Source organism: Streptomyces sp. NPDC088745, from assembly GCF_044751045.1.
Lineage (GTDB): Bacteria > Actinomycetota > Actinomycetes > Streptomycetales > Streptomycetaceae > Streptomyces > Streptomyces cremeus.
This window is the reverse complement of the sequence record NZ_JBIVLB010000004.1, coordinates 262,376-284,978: the sequence shown is the minus strand read 5'-3', so window position 1 is coordinate 284,978 and position 22,603 is coordinate 262,376. Positions and strand designations below refer to the sequence as shown.

Below are 22,603 nucleotides of genomic sequence, written 5' to 3'. Positions count from 1 at the left end.
CGGCCCTCGCGTGTGCCCTGTGCCTACCGCGTCACTAGCTGCGGATCAGCGAGCGCAGCACGTACTGCAGGATGCCGCCGTTGCGGTAGTAGTCCGCCTCGCCGGGGGTGTCGATGCGCAGCTTGGCGTCGAACTCGACGTCGCCCGCCGTGACCTTGAGGGTCTCGGGGATGCCGCCGTCGTTCAGGCCGGTGACGCCGGTGATGGAGAAGGTCTCCTCGCCGGTCAGGCCCAGCGACTCGGCCGAGGCGCCCTCCGGGTACTGGAGCGGCAGGACGCCCATGCCGATGAGGTTCGAGCGGTGGATGCGCTCGTACGACTCGGCGATGACGGCCTTGACGCCGAGCAGCGCGGTGCCCTTGGCGGCCCAGTCGCGGGACGAGCCCGAGCCGTACTCCTTGCCCGCCAGGATGACCAGCGGGGTGCCGGCGGCCTGGTAGTTCTGCGAGGCGTCGTAGATGTACGAGACCGGCGCGTCCGGCTGGGTGAAGTCGCGGGTGAAGCCGCCCTCGGTGCCCGGCGCGATCTGGTTGCGCAGGCGGATGTTGGCGAAGGTGCCGCGGATCATGACCTCGTGGTTGCCGCGGCGCGAGCCGTAGGAGTTGAACTCCCGGCGCTCGACGCCGTGCTCCGTGAGGTACTGGCCGGCCGGGGTGTCGGCCTTGATCGCACCGGCCGGGGAGATGTGGTCGGTGGTGACCGAGTCGCCCAGCTTGGCCAGCACGCGGGCGCCCGCGATGTCCTCGACCGGGGTCGTCTCCATCGTCATGCCCTCGAAGTACGGGGGCTTGCGCACGTAGGTGGACTCGTTGTCCCACTCGAAGGTGTTGCCGGTGGGGATCGAGAGCGCCTGCCACTGGGCGTCGCCCGCGAAGACGTCCTGGTAGGACTTGTTGAACATGTCCTCGCCGATGGAGTTGGCGACGACGTCGTTGACCTCGGCCTCGGTCGGCCAGATGTCGGCGAGGAAGACCGGCTTGCCTTCCTGGTCGGTGCCGAGCGCGTCCTTGGTGATGTCGACCTTCATCGAACCGGCGATGGCGTACGCGACGACCAGCGGCGGGGACGCCAGGTAGTTCATCTTGACGTCGGGGTTGATGCGGCCCTCGAAGTTGCGGTTGCCCGACAGGACCGAGGTGACGGCGAGGTCGTGGTCGTTGACGGCCTTGGAGACCTCCTCGGGCAGCGGGCCCGAGTTGCCGATGCAGGTGGTGCAGCCGTAGCCGACCAGGTTGAAGCCGACCTTGTCGAGGTACGGGGTGAGCCCGGCCTTGTCGAAGTAGTCGGTGACGACCTTGGAGCCCGGGGCGAGGGTGGTCTTGACCCACGGCTTGCGGGTCAGGCCCTTCTCGACGGCCTTCTTCGCGACGAGCGCGGCGGCGACCATCACGTACGGGTTGGAGGTGTTGGTGCAGGAGGTGATGGCCGCGACCGTCACCGCACCGTGGTCCAGCTCGTAGGTGGAGCCGTCGGGGGCGGTCACGGTGACCGGGTTGGACGGCACGGAGGAGGCGCTGGTGACGGTGCCGGGCTCGGGGGCGCCGGCGCCGTTGTCCTCGCTGCCGTAGGCCGGGGCGTCACTGGCCGGGAAGGACTCGTCGCTGGCCTCGTCGACCGGGGAGCCCTGCGGCTTCGCCGGCTGCGGGACGGACGCGTCGACGTAGTTCAGCACGTCGACGGCGAACTGCTCGGCGGCGTTGGCGAGGACGATGCGGTCCTGCGGGCGCTTCGGGCCGGCGATGGAGGGGACGACCGTGGAGAGGTCGAGCTCCAGCTTCTCGGAGAAGTCCGGCTCGGCGGCCGGGTCCAGCCACAGGCCCTGCTCCTTGGCGTACGCCTCGACCAGCGCGACCTGCTGCTCGGAACGGCCCGTCAGCTTCAGGTACTTCAGCGTCTCGCCGTCGATCGGGAAGATCGCGGCGGTGGAGCCGAACTCCGGCGACATGTTGCCGATGGTGGCGCGGTTGGCGAGCGAGGTGGCGGCGACGCCCTCGCCGTAGAACTCGACGAACTTGCCGACGACGCCGTGCTTGCGCAGCATCTCGGTGATCGTGAGCACCAGGTCGGTGGCGGTGGTGCCGGCCGGGAGCTCGCCGGTCAGCTTGAAGCCGACGACGCGCGGGATCAGCATGGAGACCGGCTGGCCCAGCATCGCGGCCTCGGCCTCGATGCCGCCGACGCCCCAGCCCAGCACGCCCAGGCCGTTGACCATGGTGGTGTGCGAGTCGGTGCCGACGAGGGTGTCGGGGTACGCCTGGCCGTTGCGCACCATGACGGTGCGGGCCAGGTGCTCGATGTTGACCTGGTGGACGATGCCGGTGCCCGGGGGGACGACCTTGAACTCGTCGAAGGCGGTCTGGCCCCAGCGCAGGAACTGGTAGCGCTCCTTGTTGCGGCCGTACTCCAGCTCCACGTTCTGCTGGAAGGCGTTGGCGGTGCCGAACTTGTCGGCGATGACGGAGTGGTCGATGACCAGCTCGGCCGGGGCCAGCGGGTTGATCTTCGCCGGGTCGCCGCCCAGCTCCTTCACGGCCTCACGCATGGTGGCGAGGTCCACGACGCAGGGCACGCCGGTGAAGTCCTGCATGATCACGCGGGCCGGCGTGAACTGGATCTCCTGGCTGGGCTGCGCCTGGGAGTCCCAGCTGCCGATCGCGCGGATGTGGTCGGCGGTGATGTTCGCGCCGTCCTCCGTGCGGAGCAGGTTCTCCAGCAGCACCTTCAGGCTGTAAGGGAGGCGCGCGGAGCCCTCGACCTTGTCCAGCTTGAAGATCTCGTACGACTCGTCACCCACGCGCAGCGTGCTGCGGGCGTCGAAGCTGTTCGCCGACACGACAGTCTCCTTCAGTCAAAAAAGTGCGCGTTCTACCGCAATACAGCAATCCTGCCGCCACGACTCCGGGCCGATCCGCTAAGGTAAGGCTTAGTTAGGTAACCCTTACCGAGAGGTGGCGACTGCGGCGCGCTGGGCAGATATCTCGATGTCGAGATAACTCTAGTACATGGCCGCCGTACGGTCATGCCCGGCTGCCCGTTGACCGCTCTCATCCAATCGAGGCGTTTACTCAGCGAACCCAGTCGTTCGGCCTTCCGTCTCAGTGAACCTAGCCGTACGGGCTAAACGCGCTGGGGGTGCTGGTGGCCGTACGGGCTGGGGTGGATCTCGTAGGGCCGTACGTCGAGCTGTCGTATGTGGACGCCGTACGTCAGCGGCAGCGCCGGCCTCTGCTGGACTGTGTGACGGCTCGATTCGAGGACGTGGCACCGGTACGGCCGTTCCGGTGGTCCCGTGGTGAGCGTCACTTCGCCGGCTGGTACTGGGCGGCGACGACTGGGCAGCACGTGGGCTTCGAGTCCTGGCTGGAGCGGGACCGGCTCGTGCTCATGGACTTCGATCCGCAGGTGACGGGGATCGCCTCGCAGCCCTTCTGGCTGCACTGGCAGGACGGGGCACAGGAGCGTCGGCACGCTCCGGACTACTTCGTGCGCCGGGTGGACGGCTCAGCCGTGGTCGTCGATGTCCGCGCGGACGAGCGGATCGAGCCAAAGGACGCGGAAGCATTCGAGGTGACGCGGATCGCCTGCGCTCAGGCGGGTTGGCACTTCGAGCGGGTCGGGATGCCGGAGCCGGTGTTGCTGGCGAATGTCCGGTGGCTGTCCCGCTACCGGCACCCGCGGTGCCTGCGCCCAACGGCTGCGGACCGCCTGCGGGAGGTCTTCGCGGCGCCGGGGCCGCTGCTGCCGGGGGCTGATGCGGCAGGTGACCGGCTCGCGATGCTGCCCGCGCTGTTCCATCTGCTCTGGCGTCAGGAAATGGTCGCCGAGGACCTGACGGTCGAGCTGCTGAGCCCGCGCACGGTCGTGGGCGTGATCGGAAGGGGCGCCCAGTGAACAAGCAGGGGCGGAAGGTCCCGCCCACAGCCCGACTCGCAGAGTTTCCCGAAACAGCCGCTGAACAGGCACTTTGGTGGGAGGGCCACATTCTGGAGGTGCTGCACGGGCTGCCGCCGGGGGCGTCCGGTGAGGCAGGGGCTCGGCCGGAGTTCGACCCGAGACAGCACTCGTTGGCTGAGCGCGAGCGGGCCAAGGCGGCCGAGTTGACGGCGGCCGGGCACAAGGTGACTGCCAGCGGGATCAAACAGCGGCGCCAGCGCTATCAGCGTGACGGGGTGGTCGGGCTGGCCGATGGCCGGTCGGCCAAGCAGATGCCGGTCTTCGGCAAGGTCGATGCGGCGGTGGTGGAGGCGATGCAGCAGGCGATCAACGAGACGGCCGAGGACTCGTCGAAGACGATCGGATTCCTCGTCTGGCGGACCAAGGAGATCCTGGCCGACCGCGAGGACGGCGCCGGTGTCGAGGTTCCTTCCCGGGCCACTCTCTACCGGCTCTACAGCAAGCTGGCGACGGGCACGCACGCGACGGGTTCGGCCCGCACGCGACGGTCGGTCAAGGCCCGGCCTCCCGACCCGTTCGGGGAGGTTCCGGCCAGCGCGCCGGGCGAGCTGATGCAGATCGACTCGACCCCGCTGGATGTGCTGGTGCGCCTGGACGACGGGATCGCGGAGAAGGTCGAGCTGACGGCGATGGTCGACATCGCGACGAGGTCGATCACTGCGGCGGTGCTGCGGCCGACCACGAAGGCCGCGGACGCTTCCGCGCTGCTGGCCCGTAGCGTCACCCCGGAGGCGATGCGGCCCGGATGGTCAGAGGCCCTGCGGATGTCCCGTTCGGTGCTGCCGCACCGGCGGTTGCTGACGTTGGACGAGCGCCTGGAGCACGCGGCGGCACGGCCGGTGATCGTGCCGGAGACGATCGTCTGCGACCACGGGAAGGTGTTCGTCTCGCGGAACTTCCGGGCCTCCTGCCGGTATTTGGGCATCAACCTGCAACCGGCCCACAGGGCGACGCCGACCGACAAAGGCACGATCGAGAAGACTCTGGGCTCGGTGGCCACGCTGTTCGCCCAGTTCGTCGCGGGCTACACCGGATCGACCACGGACCGCCGCGGCCGGAAGCTGGAGGACGGGCCGCTGTGGTCTCTTCCTGAACTCCAGAGCCTGCTCGATGAGTGGGTCATCGCCGTCTGGCAGACCAGGCCGCACGACGGGCTGCGTGATCCGCAGGCGCCGGGGCGCGCGTTCTCGCCGAACGAGAAGTACACGACGCTGCTTCAGTCCTGCGGCTACGTCCCGGTTCCGCTGGACAGCGAGGACTACGTCGAGTTGCTGCCTGAACGCTGGCAGGCGATCAACAGCTACGGCATCCGGATCAAGCACCGCACCTACGACAACGGCGAACTGGGGCCGTTGCGCCGCCAGCACTCCGGGGTGATGGAGAAGAAGGGCTTGTGGGAGATCCACCACGACCCCTACGACATCTCCCGAATCTGGGTACGCGACCGTCGGCGCAGTCGGTGGATCACCGTGTTCTGGAAACACCTCAACCGCGTCGGTGTCCCGTTCGGGGAACTGGCCTGGGACCACGCCTGCGAGCAGGTTTCCGGCGGCACGGAGGAACAGATCGCGGACGCGGCCGCCGCGCTGCTGCGGCGGGCCCACGACGGTCCCACCCCCAAGCAGGGGCCCGCGGCCAAACGGTCCCGGCGCGTCGCCGCACGGACCCGGGCCACCACCCCCGACCGGCCGACCCCCGATCCGCCCGCCGACGAAGCCGCTCAGGAAGACCAGGCAGACACGGAGCTGGCCGAAGTCATCCCGCTGGGCCTATTCGACCCGCTCGCGAACCCCTGGAGGCGTCCGTGACCATCTCCGAACCAGCAACCCGGCACACCACGCTCCAGGACGCCGATGCCGAGGCCAACCGACAGTTGACCACCCTGGACGGATGGCGGAAGTTCGCCACCGGGCCCCCCAGACCACCGGTCCTGCTGACTTCCGCCGAACTGGCCAAACTGTCCCCTACCGAGCGGGCCCTCTATGACGACGACCGGCTCGACCACCACGCACGGATGCTCGTGGTCGCCACCTCGTTCGTCGAGAAGACAGTGGTCTGCGGCCGGCGCCTGGTCCTGCTGAACCGGCACGCGATCAGCGCCCGCCGTGGCCTGATGGTCTCCGGGCTGCCCGGAACGGGCAAGACCAGCGCGATCACCCAGCTCGGGCTCGCCCACGAACTGCTCGACCGGGCCCGTCACCCGAACGTCAACGACCGCATCCCGGTGCTCTACATCACCGTCCCGCCCGCGGCGTCCGCCCGCATGGTCGCGGCCGAGTTCGCTCGCTTCCTGGGGCTGCCGGTCCGGGCCAGATCAAACATGACCGACATCATCGAAGCGGTGGTCGGCATCTGCACGGACACCCGCACCGGTCTGGTCCTCGTCGACGAAATCCATAACGTCTCGCAGGTCACACGAGCCGGTGCCGAGGTCTCCGACACCCTGAAATACTTCTCCGAGCGCATCCCCGCAACGTTCGTCTACGCAGGCATCAACCTCGACACCAGCGAGCTCCTGGCCGGCACTCGGGGCGCCCAGATCGCAGGCCGCTTCACCCTCGTTCCCACCCGCCCGTTCCCCTACGGCGACGAATGGAAGGGACTGGTCGCAACGATGGAGAGGACCCTGTTGCTCCACGACCACCCGCCGGGCAGCCTGGTCAAGCTGGACCGCTACCTCCACAAGCGGGCCGACGGCATGATCGGCGCACTCTCCCACGCGATCCGGGGCGCCGCGATCGACGCGATCCTCAGCGGCACAGAACGCGTGACCAAGTCAGCTCTCGACGCAATCCCCCTGGACCATGCCGCGGAAGCTGCGAAGAAGGGCCGCTGAGGTGTCCCGCTCGCTGCCAGAGCTGCCTCGCCCGCTGGCTCCGCTACCTGTCCGACTACGCCCCTGCGTCGGCGAGATCACGGACTCCTACGTTCGGCGCCTCGCCCGCGCGAACCACCTCAAGCCGAGCTATCTCCACTGCTTCCTCAACGGACCGCCCTTCTGGTTCGGCAAGCCCCAATTGGGCCGCCTGGCCGCGGTTTCCGGCCGCTCCGAGGAGTCTTTGGACCGGGCTCTCGCTGACGCCAGTTCCCCGCGCGGCCGCATGAAGCCCAACCCGCGCACTGCGCGAACCGAGCTGTTCCCCGGCCAGCCCCATCTCGCCTTGCTCATCTACATCGACGCCCGCAGAGGCCACACCATTCAGGACCTGGCCCTGCGGCACCACGTCCCTCGCCGTCTCGTCCGCCTCGCCCTCGACACGATGCAGCCTCCTCCCCGAGGGGTCGAACGGAGCCATTCGCATCTGGACAGCGACCTCATGGAGCCCATACAGGCCATGCTGGATCAGGGTCTCGGACCGAAACAGATCTGGCTGAACCTCATGGACAATTACGACGTCTCGGTGTCCTACACCCTGCTCCGCCACTACGTCCGCTATCGATTCCCTCAGCGTCACGCGGCGCAGTGGCAACCCTGACCAACCTGGTAATTGCACATAATTATGTGCATAACCTTCAATCCAGATCACGCGCTCTGGCGACTCCCCACTCAGGAACACCGCCTCCCAGTTCGTCGGATCTGCGAAGATGACCCGATAAATCTTCCAGACTCAGACGGGGTAGTGGTGGCTGACTACAGGAGCGAAGTCCGGCAGAGCGTGATCACCGACTTGGAGACCAAGGTCTCCAAGGAGAACTACGGCAAGTATCTCAAGCGGCTGACCTTGCGGAAGCTCCGAGGCTTCACCGACCGTGAAGTCACTTTCGAGTTCCCGGTTACAGCACTGGTCGGGCCGAACGGCGGGGGCAAGACCACCGTCCTGGGGGCGGCGGCGCTGGCCTACAAGAGCGTCGCTCCAGGGCGATTCTTTGCCAAAAGCGGCAAATACGACGCCAGCATGCAGAACTGGTCAATCGAGTACGAAATCATCGACAAGGAGCTTAACCCCCGCCTGTCGGTCTCGCGCACCGCAAGCTTCAAACAGCTCAAATGGAACCGAACCGCCCCAGAGCGGGAGGTTCTGGTGTTCGGAGTCGAGCGGACCCTGCCCGCCACAGAGCGGTCTAACTTCAAGGCCGCGATTGGCGGGTCCTTCGCAGCAGTGCGCGAGGTGACCCTTGCTCCCGAGGTCACAGAGCATGCCGCGAAAATCCTGGCCAAGCCCATAAAGGGGTTCCAGCAGCTCTACGTGGACGCTGCTGGCAAGGTCAAGCTCTTCTCCGGGCTCACCCCTCAGGGTGAGGGGTACTCCGAGTTCCACTTCGGAGCCGGCGAAGCGAGCGTCATCCGTATCGTCGCCGACGTCGAAGCTGCCTCCCCCGGGGCCATGATTCTTATCGAGGAGATCGAGAACGGCCTGCACCCGGTGGCCACTCAGCGCATGGTCGAATACTTGATCGGTGTCGCCCACCGCAAGTCTTGCCAGGTCATTTTCACCACGCACTCAAATGACGCGCTCGCCCCACTGCCCTCCAAGGCCATCTGGGCGGCCCTCCTCGGCAACGTGATCCAGGGAAAGCTCGACGTCAAAGCCCTGCGGACCATCACTGGTCAGATTGAGGCCAAGCTCGCGATCTTCGTCGAGGACGCCTTCGCCGAACTCATGGTCACCACCGCCCTTCGCAGCCACGGCGGCATCGAGTTGGATGAGGTCAAGGTCCACGCGATGGGCGGCGCCGACCCCGCCATCAAGGTCAACGCTCACCACAACATCGACCCAACCCGTACTTATCCGTCGATTTGCATTCTCGACGGTGACCAGTTCGAGCGCGCCAATCCCGACGAGGGCATCTTCGCCCTGCCCGGGGCCAGCTCGCCCGAGGCCCACGTACTGAATCGGGTGCTGGGTTGTCTGGACGAGGAAGCAGGTCGGCTTGCGGTGGCCCTCCACCTCGGCCTGCACGACCAGGAGCGAGTGAAGAAGGTCGTGAAGGAGCGCGCACTGACCAACTGGGACAGGCACATGGTCTGGGAGCAGATCGGCGGCGACCTGGACTTCACCTCCGGCCACATCGTCAAGAGCGCTTTCCTGACCACCTGGGCCCACAAGTTCCCCGAGGAAGTCAAGGCTCTGGTGGAGGCGATCGGCGACAAGCTTCCCCGCCGAGACAGCACCCAGCCATGACCTGCTCCGAAGCTCACGCGGACAGCGCTTGGGCCGCCCCTCCCGCCAGGCAACACACGAAGGACGCTACTGCTGCCCTTGAGGCAGGTCAGCCTAGGCGCGACGACTACTTCGCTGAGACGAAACACGGCTGACCAATCCGCTGCGGCCCGTCTCACTATCTACCGGGTCCGCGTCCTGTCTCAGCGAAGATAGTCCGCCCACGTCAGCGACTCGGCATCGCCAAACTTCGGTGAGACAGGACACCCGTAACCGCTGTCATCCAATCGAGCCGTCCACTCGGCGACCCCAGCCGTTCGGATGATCGCACCAGGGGTGCCGGGTGGCTGTACCGGCTGGGGTGGATCTTGCGGAGACGTACGTTGAGCTGTCGTACGTGGACGCTGTGCGCAAGCGGCTGCGGAGTCCGCTGCCGGACGGTCGGTGTGACGGCCGGTTCGAGGAGGCGGCTCCGGTGCGGCCGTTTCGCTGGTCGCGGGGTGGGCGACACCTCTCGGGTTGGTACTGGGCGGCGACGACCAGGCAAGCACGTCGGCTTCGAGTCCTGGCTGAAACGGGACAGGCTTGCGCTCATGAACGCCGATCCCGGGGTGGTGGGGATCGCTTCGCAGCCGTTCTGGCTGCACTGGGCGACGGTGAAAGGGAGCGATCGGCCCCTGTTCCCACCGTCCGCCCAGGTCCGGCCGGTCGCAGGCGAAGGCTTCACGTCCTGCGTCCCACGCCTCGCTGCCGCCAATGATCTCCCGGTGCACTGAGTACGGCCACCTGCTGCCCAAAATGCCAGCAGTCGGTGGCGGTATTGCTCGCATGCCTGCCGGCAGAGGAACCGGGGAAACCGAGGCCTCCCCGACGCCCGACCTGAGCGCACCCTGCACTCCGCCGAGAAATGCAGAGGAACTCCGAACCACGGACAGCGACAATGCGAACCGTGCTGATCATGGATGCCGTCGTGGAGACCTATGACGTCGAGGACTTCACCCTGTGGCCCGCCGCTGCCCCGAACCCGGACCACCTGCTGTTCCTCTCCGGCCAGATGTCACCGTTGGAAGTCGGGACAGCGATGGCGGTCCTGACCGGCTGCAACCACGACGACCCCGACGGCGAGGCCCCGGACACCGAGCCCGGCATCCGGCGCATCCAGAACCTGCTGAATGCCGATCTCGCCATCGCGCCGGGCGGCATCCTCCTGCAGGACACTGCGACCGGCGTCGCGATCGCTCCGGGTTGCTGCTTCGGCCTGGAAAGCTGGCGCGACTGGCTCGGCCTCATGCACGGCGAAGAGGTCTGGCTCGGTCACGGCACCGCCGCGCACATCGAGCACCGGGGGGCGCTCGTCAGGGTGTGGCCCGACACGGACCCGCCAACGAAGACCCCCGTCGAGCTTCCTCTGGCCGACCTGCCGGACCTTCTGCACACCGTGCACGACAAGCTCCACGGTTTCCTCGCCCTCGCCGGTCAATGGGCTTTCCGTTACGCGCCGGCACTGGCCCCCGCCCTGATCGCCAAGCTCAGCGAAGACCTGGACATCGGCCCCCCGCTGAAGCACCCCCGGATCAGAGACCTTCCGCAAGCAGCGGACTCGTCGCCTGGCGACTGCTGACCAGTGGGTCCACCGGCAGCTCAACCACCGCTTCAGCAGTGCGGCAGGGATGCGGGACTCGTGATACTGGCTGGACACGTTCAACTTCGCCCACGGCCCGAGGAACGCCGATGCCTTCCTCTCCACACCCGCCGTGTTCGTCGACGGGCAAGGGCCGCTGCGCCGGCCCCTCTTGAAGGGCACTCGCGCTCCCACGTGTGTCGCTGGTTCCGTACTGCCGGTACGAGGGGCGGTCGGCGGCGCGACAGGCCCCCCTACGCTCAGCCGGTATGACAAACCTTCCTTCCACCCCGAAGTCGCGCTTTCTCGTCCTGAACGACTACGGCATGGGCGGTGCGTGGTGGTGGATCCACGCACGATCAGCCCGAGAGGTCCTTGAGACCTTCGCGGAAGTCGAGGTGATCGACAGTCCGGAGGCCATCGAGCGGGCCGGCCGGAACCTGGACGAAGTCGACATCGATGAGCCGGCCATGCCTCCGGGCCTGGACGAGCTGCGGACCATGCGCGACGCCCAGCGCGGCCGCCCCGGTTTCGGCGCGCTCGCTGACCGGAGCATCGTGCACCTGCGGCGTCGCTGGGACGGCGATGAACCAGCGACCTACTTCATGGAGGTCGGCTCCGACGGCCGCAGGTTGCGCCAGGTGGAACTCAGCGACGACGGAACCGCGCTGCGGAGCAGTCCGGACGACTGGTCGTTCAACTCGCCGGTTGTGGACCTGTTCGATCCCGAGTGGGCGGACTTGGAAATCTCCCCGGCCGAGTTCGAGGCAGCATGGCTCGAAGCGCGTCAGGTCGGCGGAGAGCGATGAAGGGGCGTCGCCACCGCGCGACGCAGTCAGATGAAATCCACCAGGAACCCTCGCGGCACCCGTCTCACCGAACACGGTCCGCGCAGGTCAGCAGGAGCCCACCCGACTGACTTCATGGCGACAGGTCGGCCCGTGCCGTCGCAGTTGACCTGGTTCGCCTTCGCCGCCATGGCCTCCGGTGTGCTCGCTCCCGGCAGGAAAGAGGAGCGCGCAGCTCGACGCGGGACCGGATGGAGGTGTCGACGGGAAGCCCCGGGACGGAGTGGCGGAGATCCTTCGAGCAGCGTGCGACGAGGTCCAGATCCCGCAGTCGCCTCCGCAGTTCTGCGGCGAGCGGCTCGTCCGTGTACTCGGGGAGTTCGCCTTCTCCTTTCTCAGCCGGGTGCTCAAGGCGCTGGTCGATCGCCTCGACCGCCGAGGTCGGCACCAGCTCGCCGGCGGCGGCCGGCAGTGCCCGCCTGCTCGAACTTCGATGAGACCGCCGTCCACGGCCCTACGGCCGTACGGTCATGCCCGGCTGCCCCGCCGGGCCGGTGCGCCGCCGTCACTCCGTCGACTCCAGGATGCGGGCCAGCGTCCGGCGTCCCATGGCGCTCATCGTCGGATTGCTGTCGACGTAGTACCAGACGACGCCCATCGCCTGCTCGAACGCCCATGCCTTGCCGCGCTCCCACTCCAGGTCGTCACAGGCCAGCGTCCGGCGGAGCACCTCCCGCGGGCCCGGCCGCAGCAGGTGCCAGGCGCCGACCAGGTCCAGGGCGGGGTCGGCCGGGCCGAAGTCGCCGGTGTCGAGGACGCCGCCGAGCCGGTCGCCCGTGACCAGGACGTTGCCGGGAATCAGGTCGCCGTGGCTCATGACGTCGGCGCCCGTGCGCGGCAATGTGCGGAAGCGGCTCCACAGGCGGCGCAGCCGGGGCACGTCGAGCGGAGCGCCGTCCGGCCGCCCGCTCAGCCGCTCGCTCTCCTCGAAGCACGTCGCCATCCACTCGTCGTGGTCGGTCAGCACCCCGCCGCGGCCTCCCCCGCTGAACCGCCGCCCCCGCGTCCCGGCCTTCCGCAGGACCGTGATGAAGGCCGCGAGGTCCTCGGCGAAGGCGTCCGACCCGCCCGGGTCGGCGGTGAAGGCGTCCGTTCCGGACACCCAGGTCTGGACCGACCACGGCATGGGGAAGCCCGCTCCTGGCCTTCCCAGCGCGACGGGCTCCGGGACCGGGAACGGGGACACCTGTGCCAGTTCCGCGCCCGCGCGGGCCTCCCGCTCCAGGACCGTCAGCGCCTGGGCGGCGTCGGACGCGCGCAGTGGGAATCGTGCGGAGAGGTCGTCCCCGATCCGGAAGATGGCGTTGACCGTCCCGGTCGAGGACACGCGCCGGACCGCCCTGCCGCGCCACCGGGGGAACTGCTCCTCGATCAGGGCGGCGACGGTGTCGGCGTCCACCTCCACCTGGTCGTCGTGCATGGTCACGCTCGCAGGCCCTCCATCGGTCCGGTCCGAAGCCCCGTGGGCGGCCCGGTCCGGCTGGGCCGGGTGCCGGGTCGGCCGGGACGACAGTCAGTATCGCGGTGTCGCGGTCGGGATCAACCGGGTTTTCCGGCCGCCCCGTTCGGCGGCTTCCACGCGGGTCCGCCGGTACCCGCCGCGGGGAGTTCCAGGGCTGCGACTAACTTCGCTGGGACAGCCCGCGGGCCGCCCGGCGCGTACGGCGCTTCCGTGTTTCTGCGTGTCCGCGTTCCACCGACCGAGGAGAGTCTCCGAGTGCCCCGCACATCCATCACCGTCGTCCCCGTGTCCGACGAGAAGGCCGGCCCCTACGGAGTCACGGCGGGCCCGGACGGCGCCATGTGGTTCACCAAGGTCCGCGAGGGAGCGATCGGGCGGCTCGGCGCCGACGGCGAGCTCACCTCGTACCCGCTGGCGGACCGGGAGGGCGGCCCCGCCGTGATCGCGCCCGGCCCGGACGGCGCGCTGTGGTTCACCGAGTACCGGGGGAACCGGGTCGGCCGCATCGCCGTCGACGGCGCCGTCACCTCGTACGAGCGGCCGGACGCGGGCCCGTACGGCATCGCGCCGGGCCCCGACGGCGCGGTGTGGTTCACCGAGATGAACACCGACCGGATCTGCCGGATCACCCCCGACGGCGAGGTGACGGAGTTCCCGGTGCCCGTGACGGGCGGTTTCCCGTCGGCGATCGCGGCGGACCCGGCCGGCGGGCGCCTGTGGTTCACACTCAACCAGGGCAACGCGGTCGCTTCGATCGAGCTCTCCGGGGAGATACGGGTGCACCCCCTGCCCACCGAAGCGGCCGGCCCGGTCGGGCTCGCGGCCGGTCCTGACGGCGCGATGTGGTTCGTCGAGATCATGGCCGGCCAGGTGGGGCGCGTCGACGCCGAGGGGAACGTCACGGAGTTCCCCCTCCCCGGCCGCGCCGCGCGCCCGCACGCGGTGGTGGCGGGGGCGGACGGGGCGATGTGGTTCACCGAGTGGGGCGCGAACCGGATCGGGCGGGTCACGGTGGACGGTTCGCGGATCGAGTCGTACGGGATCCCCGCGGGCGCCTCCGAGCCGCACGGCATCGCACTCGGCCCCGACGGCACGCTCTGGACGGCCCTGGAGTCGGGGGCGCTGGGGCGCGTCGAGACGGCGGAGGAGCAGTAGCCGGGGGCACGGTTCCGGATACATGACGGAGGCTGTCAGGTATCCGGGGCAGGCTGCTGCGCACCGGCACAACACCGTGCCGGTGGTACCGACTTGAGGAGCAGCACCGTGGTGAGCAAGGACTTCCCGGCCGTCGAGGGTTCCGTCCACGTTCCCGGGGACGAGGGGTACGACGCGGAACTCGCCGGGTTCAACACCGCGTACACGCACCGGCCCGCCGTGGTCGTCGCGGCCCGCAGCGCCGAGGACGTGCGGGCCGCCGTGACGTATGCCCGAGAACACCGGCTGAGCGTCGCCGTGCAGGCCACCGGGCACGGACTGTCGGTCGCGAACGAGGGCGGGGTCCTGGTCGTCACCCGTGGGCTGGACGGCGTACGGATCGACGTCGGCGCGCGCACGGCGTGGATCGGGGCCGGCGTGACCTGGGGGCGGGTGATCGAGGAGGCGGCCCGGTTCGGGCTCGCGCCGCTCAGCGGATCGTTCCCGGGGGTCGGCGCGGTGGCGTACACGCTCGGCGGCGGCATCGGGGTGCTGGCGCGGGAGTTCGGGTATGCGGCCGACCACCTGAAGGCGGCCGAGATCGTCACGGCGGACGGCGAGGTGCGGACGGTGGACGCGGCCGGTGACCCGGAGCTGTTGTGGGCGCTGCGCGGGGCCGGGCACAACTTCGGCGTGGTGACCGCGATCGAGGTCGGCCTCGTACCGGTCGAGCGGGTCTACGGCGGGCAGCTCGTCTTCGACGGCGAGCACGCCGAGGAGCTGATGCGGACCTGGACCGCGTGGACGCGGACCGTGCCGGAGACGGTGTCCTCGGGGATCGGGTTCGTCGCGTATCCGGACCTGCCGATGCTGCCCGAGCTGCTGCGCGGGCGGTACGTCGCCACGGTCTCGGTGGCCTTCGACGGACCCGCCGAGGAGGGCGAGCGGCTGGTGGCGCCGCTGCGGGCGGTCGCGCCGCCGCTGAAGGACGGCCTGCGGGAGATGCCGTACACGGACAGCGCCGAGATCTACAGCGACCCGCCCTCCCCGCACGCGTACAGCGCGACGAACGTCCTGCTGGCGGGGATCGACGAGGACGCGCTGGCCGGGGTGGTCGAGGCGGGCGGGCCGGACGCGGACATCATGTGCGTGCTCAACGTGCGCCACCTCGGGGGTGCGCTGACGCGCATGCCGCAGGACGGCGGCGGGAGCGCGCTCGGGCACCGGGACGCCCAGTACCTTGTGCAGCTCATCACACCGGTGGCGGGGAACGCGTCGCTGGGGGTCGCCCGTTCCGTACAGCAGGACCTGCGGACGGCGCTCGCCGCGCGGACGCTGGGCTGCGCGCTGCCGTTCGAGTTCGGTGACGGCGAGCGGGCCACGGAGGCGCAGACCAGGCGGGGTTACACGCCCGGCGACTACGCCCGGCTGGCGCGGCTGAAGGCCCGGCTGGACCCCGCCAACCTCTTCCGGCACAACCGCAACATCGTTCCGGCGACCGGCTGAACGGGGGGCGGCGGAGCTGACGGGGTGACAGGCGCCTCACCCCTTCGGCCCAGCCCAGTGAGTTGTCATCTCATATCTGAGATAGCCTTCCGCCCATGGCAGACGACTACCTCGTACGCATCGGCAAGCTCATCCGTGACGCGCGTCAGCACCGTGGCTGGACGCAGACGCAGCTCGCGGAGGCACTCGGCACCAGCCAGAGCGCGGTGAACCGGATCGAGCGCGGCAATCAAAACATCAGCCTTGAGATGATCGCCCGAATCGGTGAAGCCCTCGACAGCGAGATCGTGTCGCTGGGGTACTCGGGTCCGATGCACCTTCGCGTGGTGGGGGGCCGTCGCCTCTCCGGCGCGATCGACGTCAAGACCAGCAAGAACGCGTGCGTGGCGCTGCTGTGCGCCTCGCTCCTGAACAAGGGCCGCACGGTCCTGCGCAAGGTGGCCCGGATCGAGGAGGTGTTCCGCCTTCTGGAGGTACTGAGCTCCATCGGCGTGCGCACCCGCTGGATCAACGACGGCAAGGACCTGGAGATCGTCCCGCCCGCCGAGCTGGACATGGCGGCCATGGACGCGGACGCGGCCCGGCGCACCCGCTCGATCATCATGTTCCTGGGCCCGCTGCTGCACCGCATGGACCGCTTCAAGCTGCCGTACGCGGGCGGTTGCGACCTCGGTACGCGCACGATCGAGCCGCACATGATCGCGCTGCGCCGGTTCGGTCTGGACATCACGGCCACCGAGGGCGTCTACCACGCCGAGGTCGAGAAGCCGGCCGGTCCCGACCGCCCGATCGTGCTGACCGAGCGCGGCGACACGGTGACCGAGAACGCGCTGCTGGCCGCCGCCCGCCACGACGGCACGACGGTCATCCGCAACGCGTCCTCCAACTACATGGTCCAGGACCTGTGCTTCTTCCTGGAGGCGCTGGGCGTCCGGGTGGAGGGCGTCGGCACGACCACCCTGACCGTGCACGGCGTGCCGGACATCGACGTGGACGTGGACTACTCCCCCTCCGAGGACCCGGTCGAGGCGATGAGCCTGCTGGCCGCGGCCGTCGTCACGGAGTCCGAGCTGACGATCCGCCGGGTGCCGATCGAGTTCCTCGAAATCGAACTCGCGGTCCTGGAGGAGATGTGCCTCGACCACGACCGCTCCGCCGAGTACAGCGCGGACAACGGCCGCACCCGGCTGGTCGACCTCACCGTCCGCCCCTCCAAGCTCGAAGCGCCGATCGACAAGATCCACCCGATGCCCTTCCCGGGCCTCAACATCGACAACGTGCCGTTCTTCGCGGCGATCGCGGCGACGGCCCAGGGCCAGACCCTGATCCACGACTGGGTCTACGACAACCGGGCGATCTACCTGACGGACCTCAACCGCCTCGGCGGACGGCTCCAACTCCTGGACCCGCACCGCGTGCTGGTCGAGGGCCCGACCCGCTGGCGCGCCGCCGAGATGATGTGCCCGCCCGCACTGCGCCCCGCCGTCGTCGTCCTGCTGGCCATGATGGCGGCCGAGGGCACGTCCGTACTGCGCAACGTGTACGTGATCAACCGCGGTTACGAGGACCTGGCGGAGCGTTTGAACTCGGTGGGCGCGCAGATCGAGATCTTCCGGGACATCTGAGAGCGGGGCGTCTCCTGTGCGGGTGAGCGTTCAGGGCCGAAGGTGCTTGAGGGTGAACTCGGGCAGGGCGTAGGGGCCGGCCTGGGGGTGGGCCGGGTCGGCCGGGGAGTCCGTCGGGGCGATGTCCGCAGCGTGGAGTTCCGCGTTGTCGACGGGGGTGTAGGCCAGTTCCGCCGGGTCGGGGAGTTCCCAGAAACGACGGGTGTTGGCGGAGACGGCGTACGCGACGGCGAAGGTGGTGGAGGCCGGTGCGGTCAGGGCGGCCCGGATGTAGCCGACGGCGTCGCGCGGACTCAGCCACGTCGCCAGGTGCCGGGGTTCGGTGGGCAGACGCTCGAAGCTGCCGATGCGCAGGCAGACGACGGACAGGCCGAACTTGTCGGCGTACAGCCGGCCGAGCGCCTCGACGGCGGCTTTGCTCACCCCGTAGAGCCCGTCAGGGCGTACCGGTTCCTGGGGGCCGGTGAGGTGCGCGGCAGGGTAGAAGCCGGTCACCCGGTTGCTGCCGGCCAGCACCACCCGCTCGATGCCGGTGCGCCGCGCGGCCTCCAGGACGTGGTGGGTGCCGAGCACGTTGGCTTCGAGCAGCTCGGGGAGGGGCGCCTCGTCGGGTATCCCGCCCAGATGGAGCACCCGGTCGGCTCCCGTGAGGGCGGACTCCACGGCGGCGGCGTCCCGCAGATCCACCTGGCGCACGTCCTCGTTCTCGGCCTCCTGGCGCAGCGGCGCCCGGTCGAGCAGGATCAACCGCTCCGCCTCGCCCCGCAGGGCCTCCCGTGCCACGGAACCGATGGTGCCCGCCGCCCCCGTCACCGCCACCGTGCCCAGACTCACTGCGCCTCCTCCGGCTTCGACAAGCACACATCTTCGCGCCTGTTGATCCACTCATCAAGGAGGTGGGGAACCGGGAGCGGGTGCCTGCTGAACGGGAGACGGGGCCTTTCGGGCCCCGCGCCCGCCGTGCGGAGCCGCGACGGCGCAGTCACCGGCGAACGGCATGCGGTCCCCCTGTCCGAAGCCGTCCGTGCACGCCGCGATCCCGCTGTGGCCCTGGCCGGGGTCACGGCGGGACGGCAGCCGGCGGCCGGTTCCCGAAACGGCTGCCGCCGTGGCGAACGGGTGGAACTGTGCGGCGCCGGATACGGCGCACACGAGCCGGGCAAGCGTTCCGTCACATGTTCCCGAGCCGAGAACCGGTGCCGCGATGACCGAGTACGAACGGGCGCGCACGATGCCCGCACTTCCCGAGCACGTCTTCGACCAAGCCGCCGACATGGACCAACTGGACGCCTGGATGCCTCAGGACCTGCACGTGCGTGCCGAGGACCCGCCGTCCGTCACCGTGCACGAGGACCGCACCGGAAAGGACCTGGCCGCCCTGCTGCGTGCCCGGCCCGAGCAGATGCGGCTCGAATGGGGCACCCGGGAGCAGGGCTCCTACACCGGCTGGCTCCAGGTCGCCGGCCTCGACAGCGGAGCCAGCGAGGTGACCGTGCACCTGTCGTTCTTCGAGGACGCGCACGACCCGGGTGAACAGGCCGTGCACGCCGCCCTGGACAGCAGCCTGGAGCGGCTGGAGCAGCAGGTACGGCTGCGCGTCGACAACGCCGCCGGCTGACCGGCGGCCCGGTAGTGGCGCACCGGGCAGCACCGGGCGCCGTTCCCGGCCGTGTCGGCGGCCTCGTGCGCCACGGCGGGCCGGGAGCGGACCGCCGCGGGCGCACGGGCTAGCTGCTCTCCGCGGTTTCCGGGTCCTGGTCGTCGGCGCCCTCTGCCTGCGAAGGGGTCGTGCGGGGAACCTCGGGGGCGTCACTGCCCGGAGCCGGCTGCTCCTCGTCGGCCGTGGTGTCCTCGGTGCGCTCGCCCTCGGCCTGGGACGGTGTCTGCTCACTCATGTCGGGCTTCCTTGTCCGATGGGGGTGTCGGCGCCACGGGTGACGCGCCGTACCTCACCTTCCACCCGTCGCCTTCCGCCCGCGACTCCGACCGCTCCTCCGGCCCGCCTGGGCGCTCTCGGTGCCCCGGAGCCGTCTCCCGCGCCGCTGTACGCGTCGCGGGGCCGCTCCACGTCACTGGAGCAGCACGATCGCGTACGCGAGGAAGAATCCCGCCACCACCACCGCGAGGCCGATGATCAGGAAGAGCGGCCCCTTGGCCCAGCCCGTCGGCGGATTGTGCGTCTCGTCGGGCCCCGCTCCCGACATGCTGCTCTCGGCGGGCGGGGTCTCTCCCGGTGGTACCCCGCCGCCGGGTTCCAGGCCCGCGGTGTTCCCCGGGTCGGGATCCGGGTTGGGGCGGTAGGACTTGGAGCGGCGGTCCGGGTGCTGGGAAGGAGTCATGTGATCCACGGTCCCACTCCCTCCGCATCCCCACCTCTTTTGCTCACCGCAGGGGCCTGGCTCCGCGCCACGGGCTCCTCGCATGCCGTCATCGCTCCGGCCGATCGCCGGCACCGTGCTTCGCCCGGTCCGGTGGCCGCCGTGCCCGCCTCGGCCGAGCACAGGACCCGCGCCCGGTCTCCCGGTCAGTCGTCTTCGCCGGTACGGGCGCGGGCGCCGGCGCGGGTGCGGGAGGAGGTCTGGGCACGGTGCGGGTGACGGCGTACGTACTCGCGTTCCAGCTCGTCCATCCGTTGCGTATGTGTGCTGAGCGCGTTGTCCGACGCGTACAGCAGGGTTTCGTGCCTCGTGCGGTGTATGGCCTCCAGTTCCTTGAGGAGCTGGTCGTCTTCCAGGTCCCGGGCCGACGGCCCGTTCTCGCGCACGCTCATCGCGGATTTGCCTCCTTCGTCCCCGTCCTCATCCTGCCCTGCCGGGCGGCCGTCCGCGCGAGCGGATCGGAGGTGACGACGGCGGGGGAAGCGGCTCGCGCGGCAGCCACAGGAAGCCTGTGCCCGTGCGGCCCCGCACCTCCGGCTCGTACGATCACTCACGGCACGCCGGACGCGCGGCATGCCGTGGGCCTCGGTACCGGCCGGAACGGGAGCGACTGTGCGCCTCTTGCTGACGTCGGACACGCATGTGCCCAAACGGGCCAGGGAGCTGCCCCCGGCCCTCCTCGCAGCGGTGGACGAGGCCGATGTCGTCTTTCACGCGGGCGACTGGGTGGACACGGCCACACTGGACGTGTTCCAGGCCCGTGCGCGGCGCCTGGTCGCCGTCCACGGCAACAACGACGGGCCCGGGTTGCGGGCCCGGCTGGGCGAAGTGGCGCGGGTGGAGTGCGGTGGGCTCCGCTTCGGCGTCGTGCACGAGACGGGGCCGGCGCGGGGCCGCGAGGAGCGGTGCCAGGAGCGCTTCGCCGACCTCGACGTCCTGGTGTTCGGCCACAGCCACATTCCGTGGGACACCACCGCGCCCGGCGGGCTGCGCCTGCTGAACCCGGGCTCGCCGACCGACAGACGGCGGCAGCCCCACTGCACGTACATGACCGCCGAGGTGGAGGACGCCCGGCTCGTCGGCCTCCGTCTGCACCGGCTGCCGCCCCGTTCCTGACGCCCTGGACACGGTGTCCGGCGGGGACGACCTCACCGGTGCGCGCCGGCCCCGAACCGCACCCGCGCCCCACCGGAGCGCCGGGCCCGCGGCCGTACTCGTGGACGGCCGTACTCGTGGACGAACGAAGACAAGGAGCGGGACATGCCGCAATCCCCCCGGCCGCAGGAACTGCGCGAGGAGCTCGCCGCGCGGGTGGAGATGTTCCGGCGGCGCGCTGCCCTGGCCGAGGCGGCGATCACGGAACTCCGGGCCGACTGCGACCTCGACGCGGCGGACGCCGCTTCCACTCGCGCCGCCCTCACGGAGGAACACGGCCGCGCGGAGGAGGCACGGCGGCAACTGGCCCGCGCGACGGCTGCCCTGCACCGCCTGGACGAGGGCGCCTTCGGTCTCTGCGTCTCCTGCGGCGCCGCCATCGACCCCGAGCGGCTGCTCGCCGTGCCGCACACCCGGTGGTGCGTCGCCTGCCGCCGTGACGTCGAGGGCCGCCCCGCGCGGTGAGCGCGGCCCTTCTCCGCGTGCGGAGAGCCGCGCCGAGAGGGGACGTCTCCCCCGGCGACGCCGGAAGTCCTCCTGCGCGGCCTGGGCAGTCATGACGGGCGGCGGCGGCACGGGCTGCCTCAGGTGGCGGTCGTCTCCGAGGTGATCAGCTCCACGAGGGCCGACCGGCCGCCCCGGCGCAGGGCGCGGCGTTGCTGGTCGGCGGGGGTGCCCTCCCTCAGCAGTCGATGCGTCAGCGCGGTCACCTCGCGGGTGTCCCCCGTCTCGTCCAGTGCCGGTTTCAGGTGGTCGAGCAGCATGCGCAGCACGTCGCCCGCCCGTCGCGGCTGTCCGGACGGGTCGATGAGCGTGCCGCTCAGCCCGTGCCGGGCGGCGTGCCAGTTGGCTGCCCGCGCCAGCTCCGGCGTGGAAACCGGCAGCGGGGCGCCCGCCTTCTCGTCCCGGATCGCCGAGGCGACCAGCGCCCGTACGATGCCCGCGAACATGACCGCGGAGTCGGCGCGCAGTTGCACGTCGGCGCAGCGCACCTCGACCGTGGGGTAGCGGTCGGAGAGCCGGGCCTGCCAGTACAGCTGGCCGGTGTCGGCGACGACGCCGGTGTCCAGCAGGGCACGGATCCGCTCTTCGCGGTCGGCGACCGAGGCGAAGCGGGGCGGCGGGCCGCTGACCGGCCAGCGGTCGAAGATCACTGTGCGCCAGCTCGCGAAGCCGGTGTCCCCGCCGTCCCACAGGGGCGAGTTCGCGGACATGGCCACCAGGACCGGCAGCCAGACGCCGATGCGGTTCAGGACGGCGACGCCCGTCTCCTGGTCCGGCACGGCCGCGTGCACGTGCATGCCGTTGATGAGCTGCTCGTCCACGAGCTGCGGCGCCTGGGAGTGCATCGACAGGTACCGGGCGCTGGGGGTCACCGGTACGGGCACGGCCGTACGGTACGGGGCCGCGCCGCACGCGGCGATCAGGCAGCCATTGCGTTCCGCCGCGGCGCCGAGCACATGCCGAAGCCGCAGCAGATGGCCGCCCACCTCCTCCAGGCCGGTGCAGACCGGAGTGGCGATCTCCACCTGTGCCTGCAACAGCTCCGGCTGGACCTCGGTGCCCTCGACGACCGGCCCGAGCCCGGCTGCTGCCCGTACCTGCTCACTGAGCGGCACCGGCAGGCACGTGTCCGGATCGAGCAGCAGGTACTCTTCCTCGACCCCAATGGTGATCATGGCGTATCAGGTACCCACATGGGGCGAAATGAATCGATATGACGGTTTCAGCGCGCGTCGGCAACTCACACCGTTGGAGGCGCCCCGGCGGCCGATCCGCTCAGCCTTGCGGGTGACGCCGCCCCAGTCGGTCGCGGTG

20 protein-coding genes are annotated in these 22,603 nt (G+C 70.0%); 13 read left to right on the top strand and 7 right to left on the bottom strand.

Annotated features, from left to right (window positions below; all coding sequences use genetic code 11):
* Positions 1-34: 34 nt before the first annotated feature.
* On the bottom strand, positions 35-2,833 hold the full coding sequence (locus ACIP93_RS14125) for an aconitate hydratase (protein WP_345217612.1): 2,799 nt from the start codon (positions 2,831-2,833) through the stop codon (positions 35-37).
* Between the two features lie 305 nt (positions 2,834-3,138).
* Here ACIP93_RS14125 and ACIP93_RS14120 point away from each other — a divergent pair, with 305 nt between their 5' ends.
* From ACIP93_RS14120 to ACIP93_RS14090, 7 genes are all read left to right on the top strand, one after another.
* Positions 3,139-3,891 carry a TnsA-like heteromeric transposase endonuclease subunit gene (locus ACIP93_RS14120; protein WP_356738711.1) on the top strand — a complete coding sequence of 251 codons (753 nt, stop codon included), beginning with the start codon at positions 3,139-3,141 and terminating at the stop codon, positions 3,889-3,891.
* Positions 3,892-4,247: 356 nt separating this feature from the next.
* Positions 4,248-5,762, top strand: a complete 1,515-nt coding sequence (locus ACIP93_RS14115) for a Mu transposase C-terminal domain-containing protein (protein WP_401758842.1) — start codon at positions 4,248-4,250, stop codon at positions 5,760-5,762.
* On the top strand, positions 5,759-6,790 hold the full coding sequence (locus tag ACIP93_RS14110) for an ATP-binding protein (RefSeq protein ID WP_356738713.1): 1,032 nt from the start codon (positions 5,759-5,761) through the stop codon (positions 6,788-6,790). The genes ACIP93_RS14115 and ACIP93_RS14110 overlap by 4 nt, the downstream gene beginning before the upstream one ends.
* 1 nt (position 6,791) lies before the next feature.
* The gene (locus tag ACIP93_RS14105) at positions 6,792-7,430 is read left to right on the top strand and encodes a hypothetical protein (RefSeq protein WP_401758369.1); all 639 of its coding nucleotides are present in this window, start codon (positions 6,792-6,794) and stop codon (positions 7,428-7,430) included.
* A gap of 180 nt (positions 7,431-7,610) precedes the next feature.
* On the top strand, positions 7,611-9,077 hold the full coding sequence (locus tag ACIP93_RS14100) for an ATP-dependent nuclease (RefSeq protein ID WP_401758367.1): 1,467 nt from the start codon (positions 7,611-7,613) through the stop codon (positions 9,075-9,077).
* A 928-nt stretch (positions 9,078-10,005) separates the two neighbouring features.
* Complete coding sequence (locus tag ACIP93_RS14095; RefSeq protein WP_401758364.1) at positions 10,006-10,677, top strand: hypothetical protein; 672 nt, start codon at positions 10,006-10,008, stop codon at positions 10,675-10,677.
* Between the two features lie 269 nt (positions 10,678-10,946).
* A complete protein-coding gene (locus tag ACIP93_RS14090) occupies positions 10,947-11,486 on the top strand; it encodes a hypothetical protein (RefSeq protein ID WP_401758361.1) in 540 nt (179 codons plus the stop codon).
* Between the two features lie 544 nt (positions 11,487-12,030).
* Here the strand turns inward: ACIP93_RS14090 and ACIP93_RS14085 are convergent.
* Complete coding sequence (locus ACIP93_RS14085; RefSeq protein ID WP_401758840.1) at positions 12,031-12,945, bottom strand: aminoglycoside phosphotransferase family protein; 915 nt, start codon at positions 12,943-12,945, stop codon at positions 12,031-12,033.
* Between the two features lie 297 nt (positions 12,946-13,242).
* Between ACIP93_RS14085 and ACIP93_RS14080 the strand changes: the two genes are divergently transcribed.
* The 3 genes from ACIP93_RS14080 to ACIP93_RS14070 all read left to right on the top strand — a co-directional run bounded on the left by ACIP93_RS14080 (position 13,243) and on the right by ACIP93_RS14070 (position 17,252).
* Positions 13,243-14,142, top strand: coding sequence for a virginiamycin B lyase (locus ACIP93_RS14080; RefSeq protein ID WP_401758359.1), 900 nt, complete (start codon positions 13,243-13,245; stop codon positions 14,140-14,142).
* Positions 14,143-14,250: 108 nt separating this feature from the next.
* A complete protein-coding gene (locus tag ACIP93_RS14075) occupies positions 14,251-15,627 on the top strand; it encodes an FAD-binding oxidoreductase (protein WP_401758356.1) in 1,377 nt (458 codons plus the stop codon).
* 95 nt (positions 15,628-15,722) lie between these two features.
* Entirely contained in the window at positions 15,723-17,252 is a 1,530-nt protein-coding gene (locus ACIP93_RS14070; protein ID WP_345217609.1) for a UDP-N-acetylglucosamine 1-carboxyvinyltransferase, read from the top strand.
* Positions 17,253-17,282: 30 nt separating this feature from the next.
* Here the strand turns inward: ACIP93_RS14070 and ACIP93_RS14065 are convergent, their stop codons facing one another.
* Entirely contained in the window at positions 17,283-18,086 is an 804-nt protein-coding gene (locus ACIP93_RS14065) for an NAD(P)-dependent oxidoreductase (protein ID WP_345217607.1), read from the bottom strand.
* A gap of 370 nt (positions 18,087-18,456) precedes the next feature.
* On the opposite strand from ACIP93_RS14065, the gene ACIP93_RS14060 reads away from it, so the two are divergent.
* Positions 18,457-18,870: an SRPBCC family protein gene (locus ACIP93_RS14060; RefSeq protein ID WP_401758352.1), complete on the top strand. Its 414-nt coding sequence runs from the start codon at positions 18,457-18,459 to the stop codon at positions 18,868-18,870.
* Between the two features lie 109 nt (positions 18,871-18,979).
* Here the strand turns inward: ACIP93_RS14060 and ACIP93_RS14055 are convergent, their stop codons facing one another.
* From ACIP93_RS14055 to ACIP93_RS14045, 3 genes are all read right to left on the bottom strand, one after another.
* Positions 18,980-19,147 (bottom strand): hypothetical protein, encoded by a 168-nt coding sequence (locus ACIP93_RS14055; RefSeq protein WP_401758349.1) that lies wholly within the window; start codon positions 19,145-19,147, stop codon positions 18,980-18,982.
* 174 nt (positions 19,148-19,321) lie between these two features.
* Complete coding sequence (locus ACIP93_RS14050) at positions 19,322-19,591, bottom strand: DUF6480 family protein (protein ID WP_345217601.1); 270 nt, start codon at positions 19,589-19,591, stop codon at positions 19,322-19,324.
* 185 nt (positions 19,592-19,776) lie between these two features.
* On the bottom strand, positions 19,777-20,022 hold the full coding sequence (locus ACIP93_RS14045; protein ID WP_345217600.1) for a DUF6158 family protein: 246 nt from the start codon (positions 20,020-20,022) through the stop codon (positions 19,777-19,779).
* A gap of 220 nt (positions 20,023-20,242) precedes the next feature.
* Here ACIP93_RS14045 and ACIP93_RS14040 point away from each other — a divergent pair, with 220 nt between their 5' ends.
* Both ACIP93_RS14040 and ACIP93_RS14035 read left to right on the top strand, forming a co-directional pair.
* Complete coding sequence (locus ACIP93_RS14040) at positions 20,243-20,746, top strand: metallophosphoesterase (protein WP_345217598.1); 504 nt, start codon at positions 20,243-20,245, stop codon at positions 20,744-20,746.
* 144 nt (positions 20,747-20,890) lie between these two features.
* Entirely contained in the window at positions 20,891-21,250 is a 360-nt protein-coding gene (locus tag ACIP93_RS14035) for a TraR/DksA family transcriptional regulator (protein ID WP_401758345.1), read from the top strand.
* A gap of 119 nt (positions 21,251-21,369) precedes the next feature.
* Here ACIP93_RS14035 and ACIP93_RS14030 read toward each other — a convergent pair whose 3' ends face one another.
* On the bottom strand, positions 21,370-22,464 hold the full coding sequence (locus ACIP93_RS14030; RefSeq protein WP_401758342.1) for a glutamate--cysteine ligase: 1,095 nt from the start codon (positions 22,462-22,464) through the stop codon (positions 21,370-21,372).
* Between the last annotated feature and the right edge of the window lie 139 nt (positions 22,465-22,603).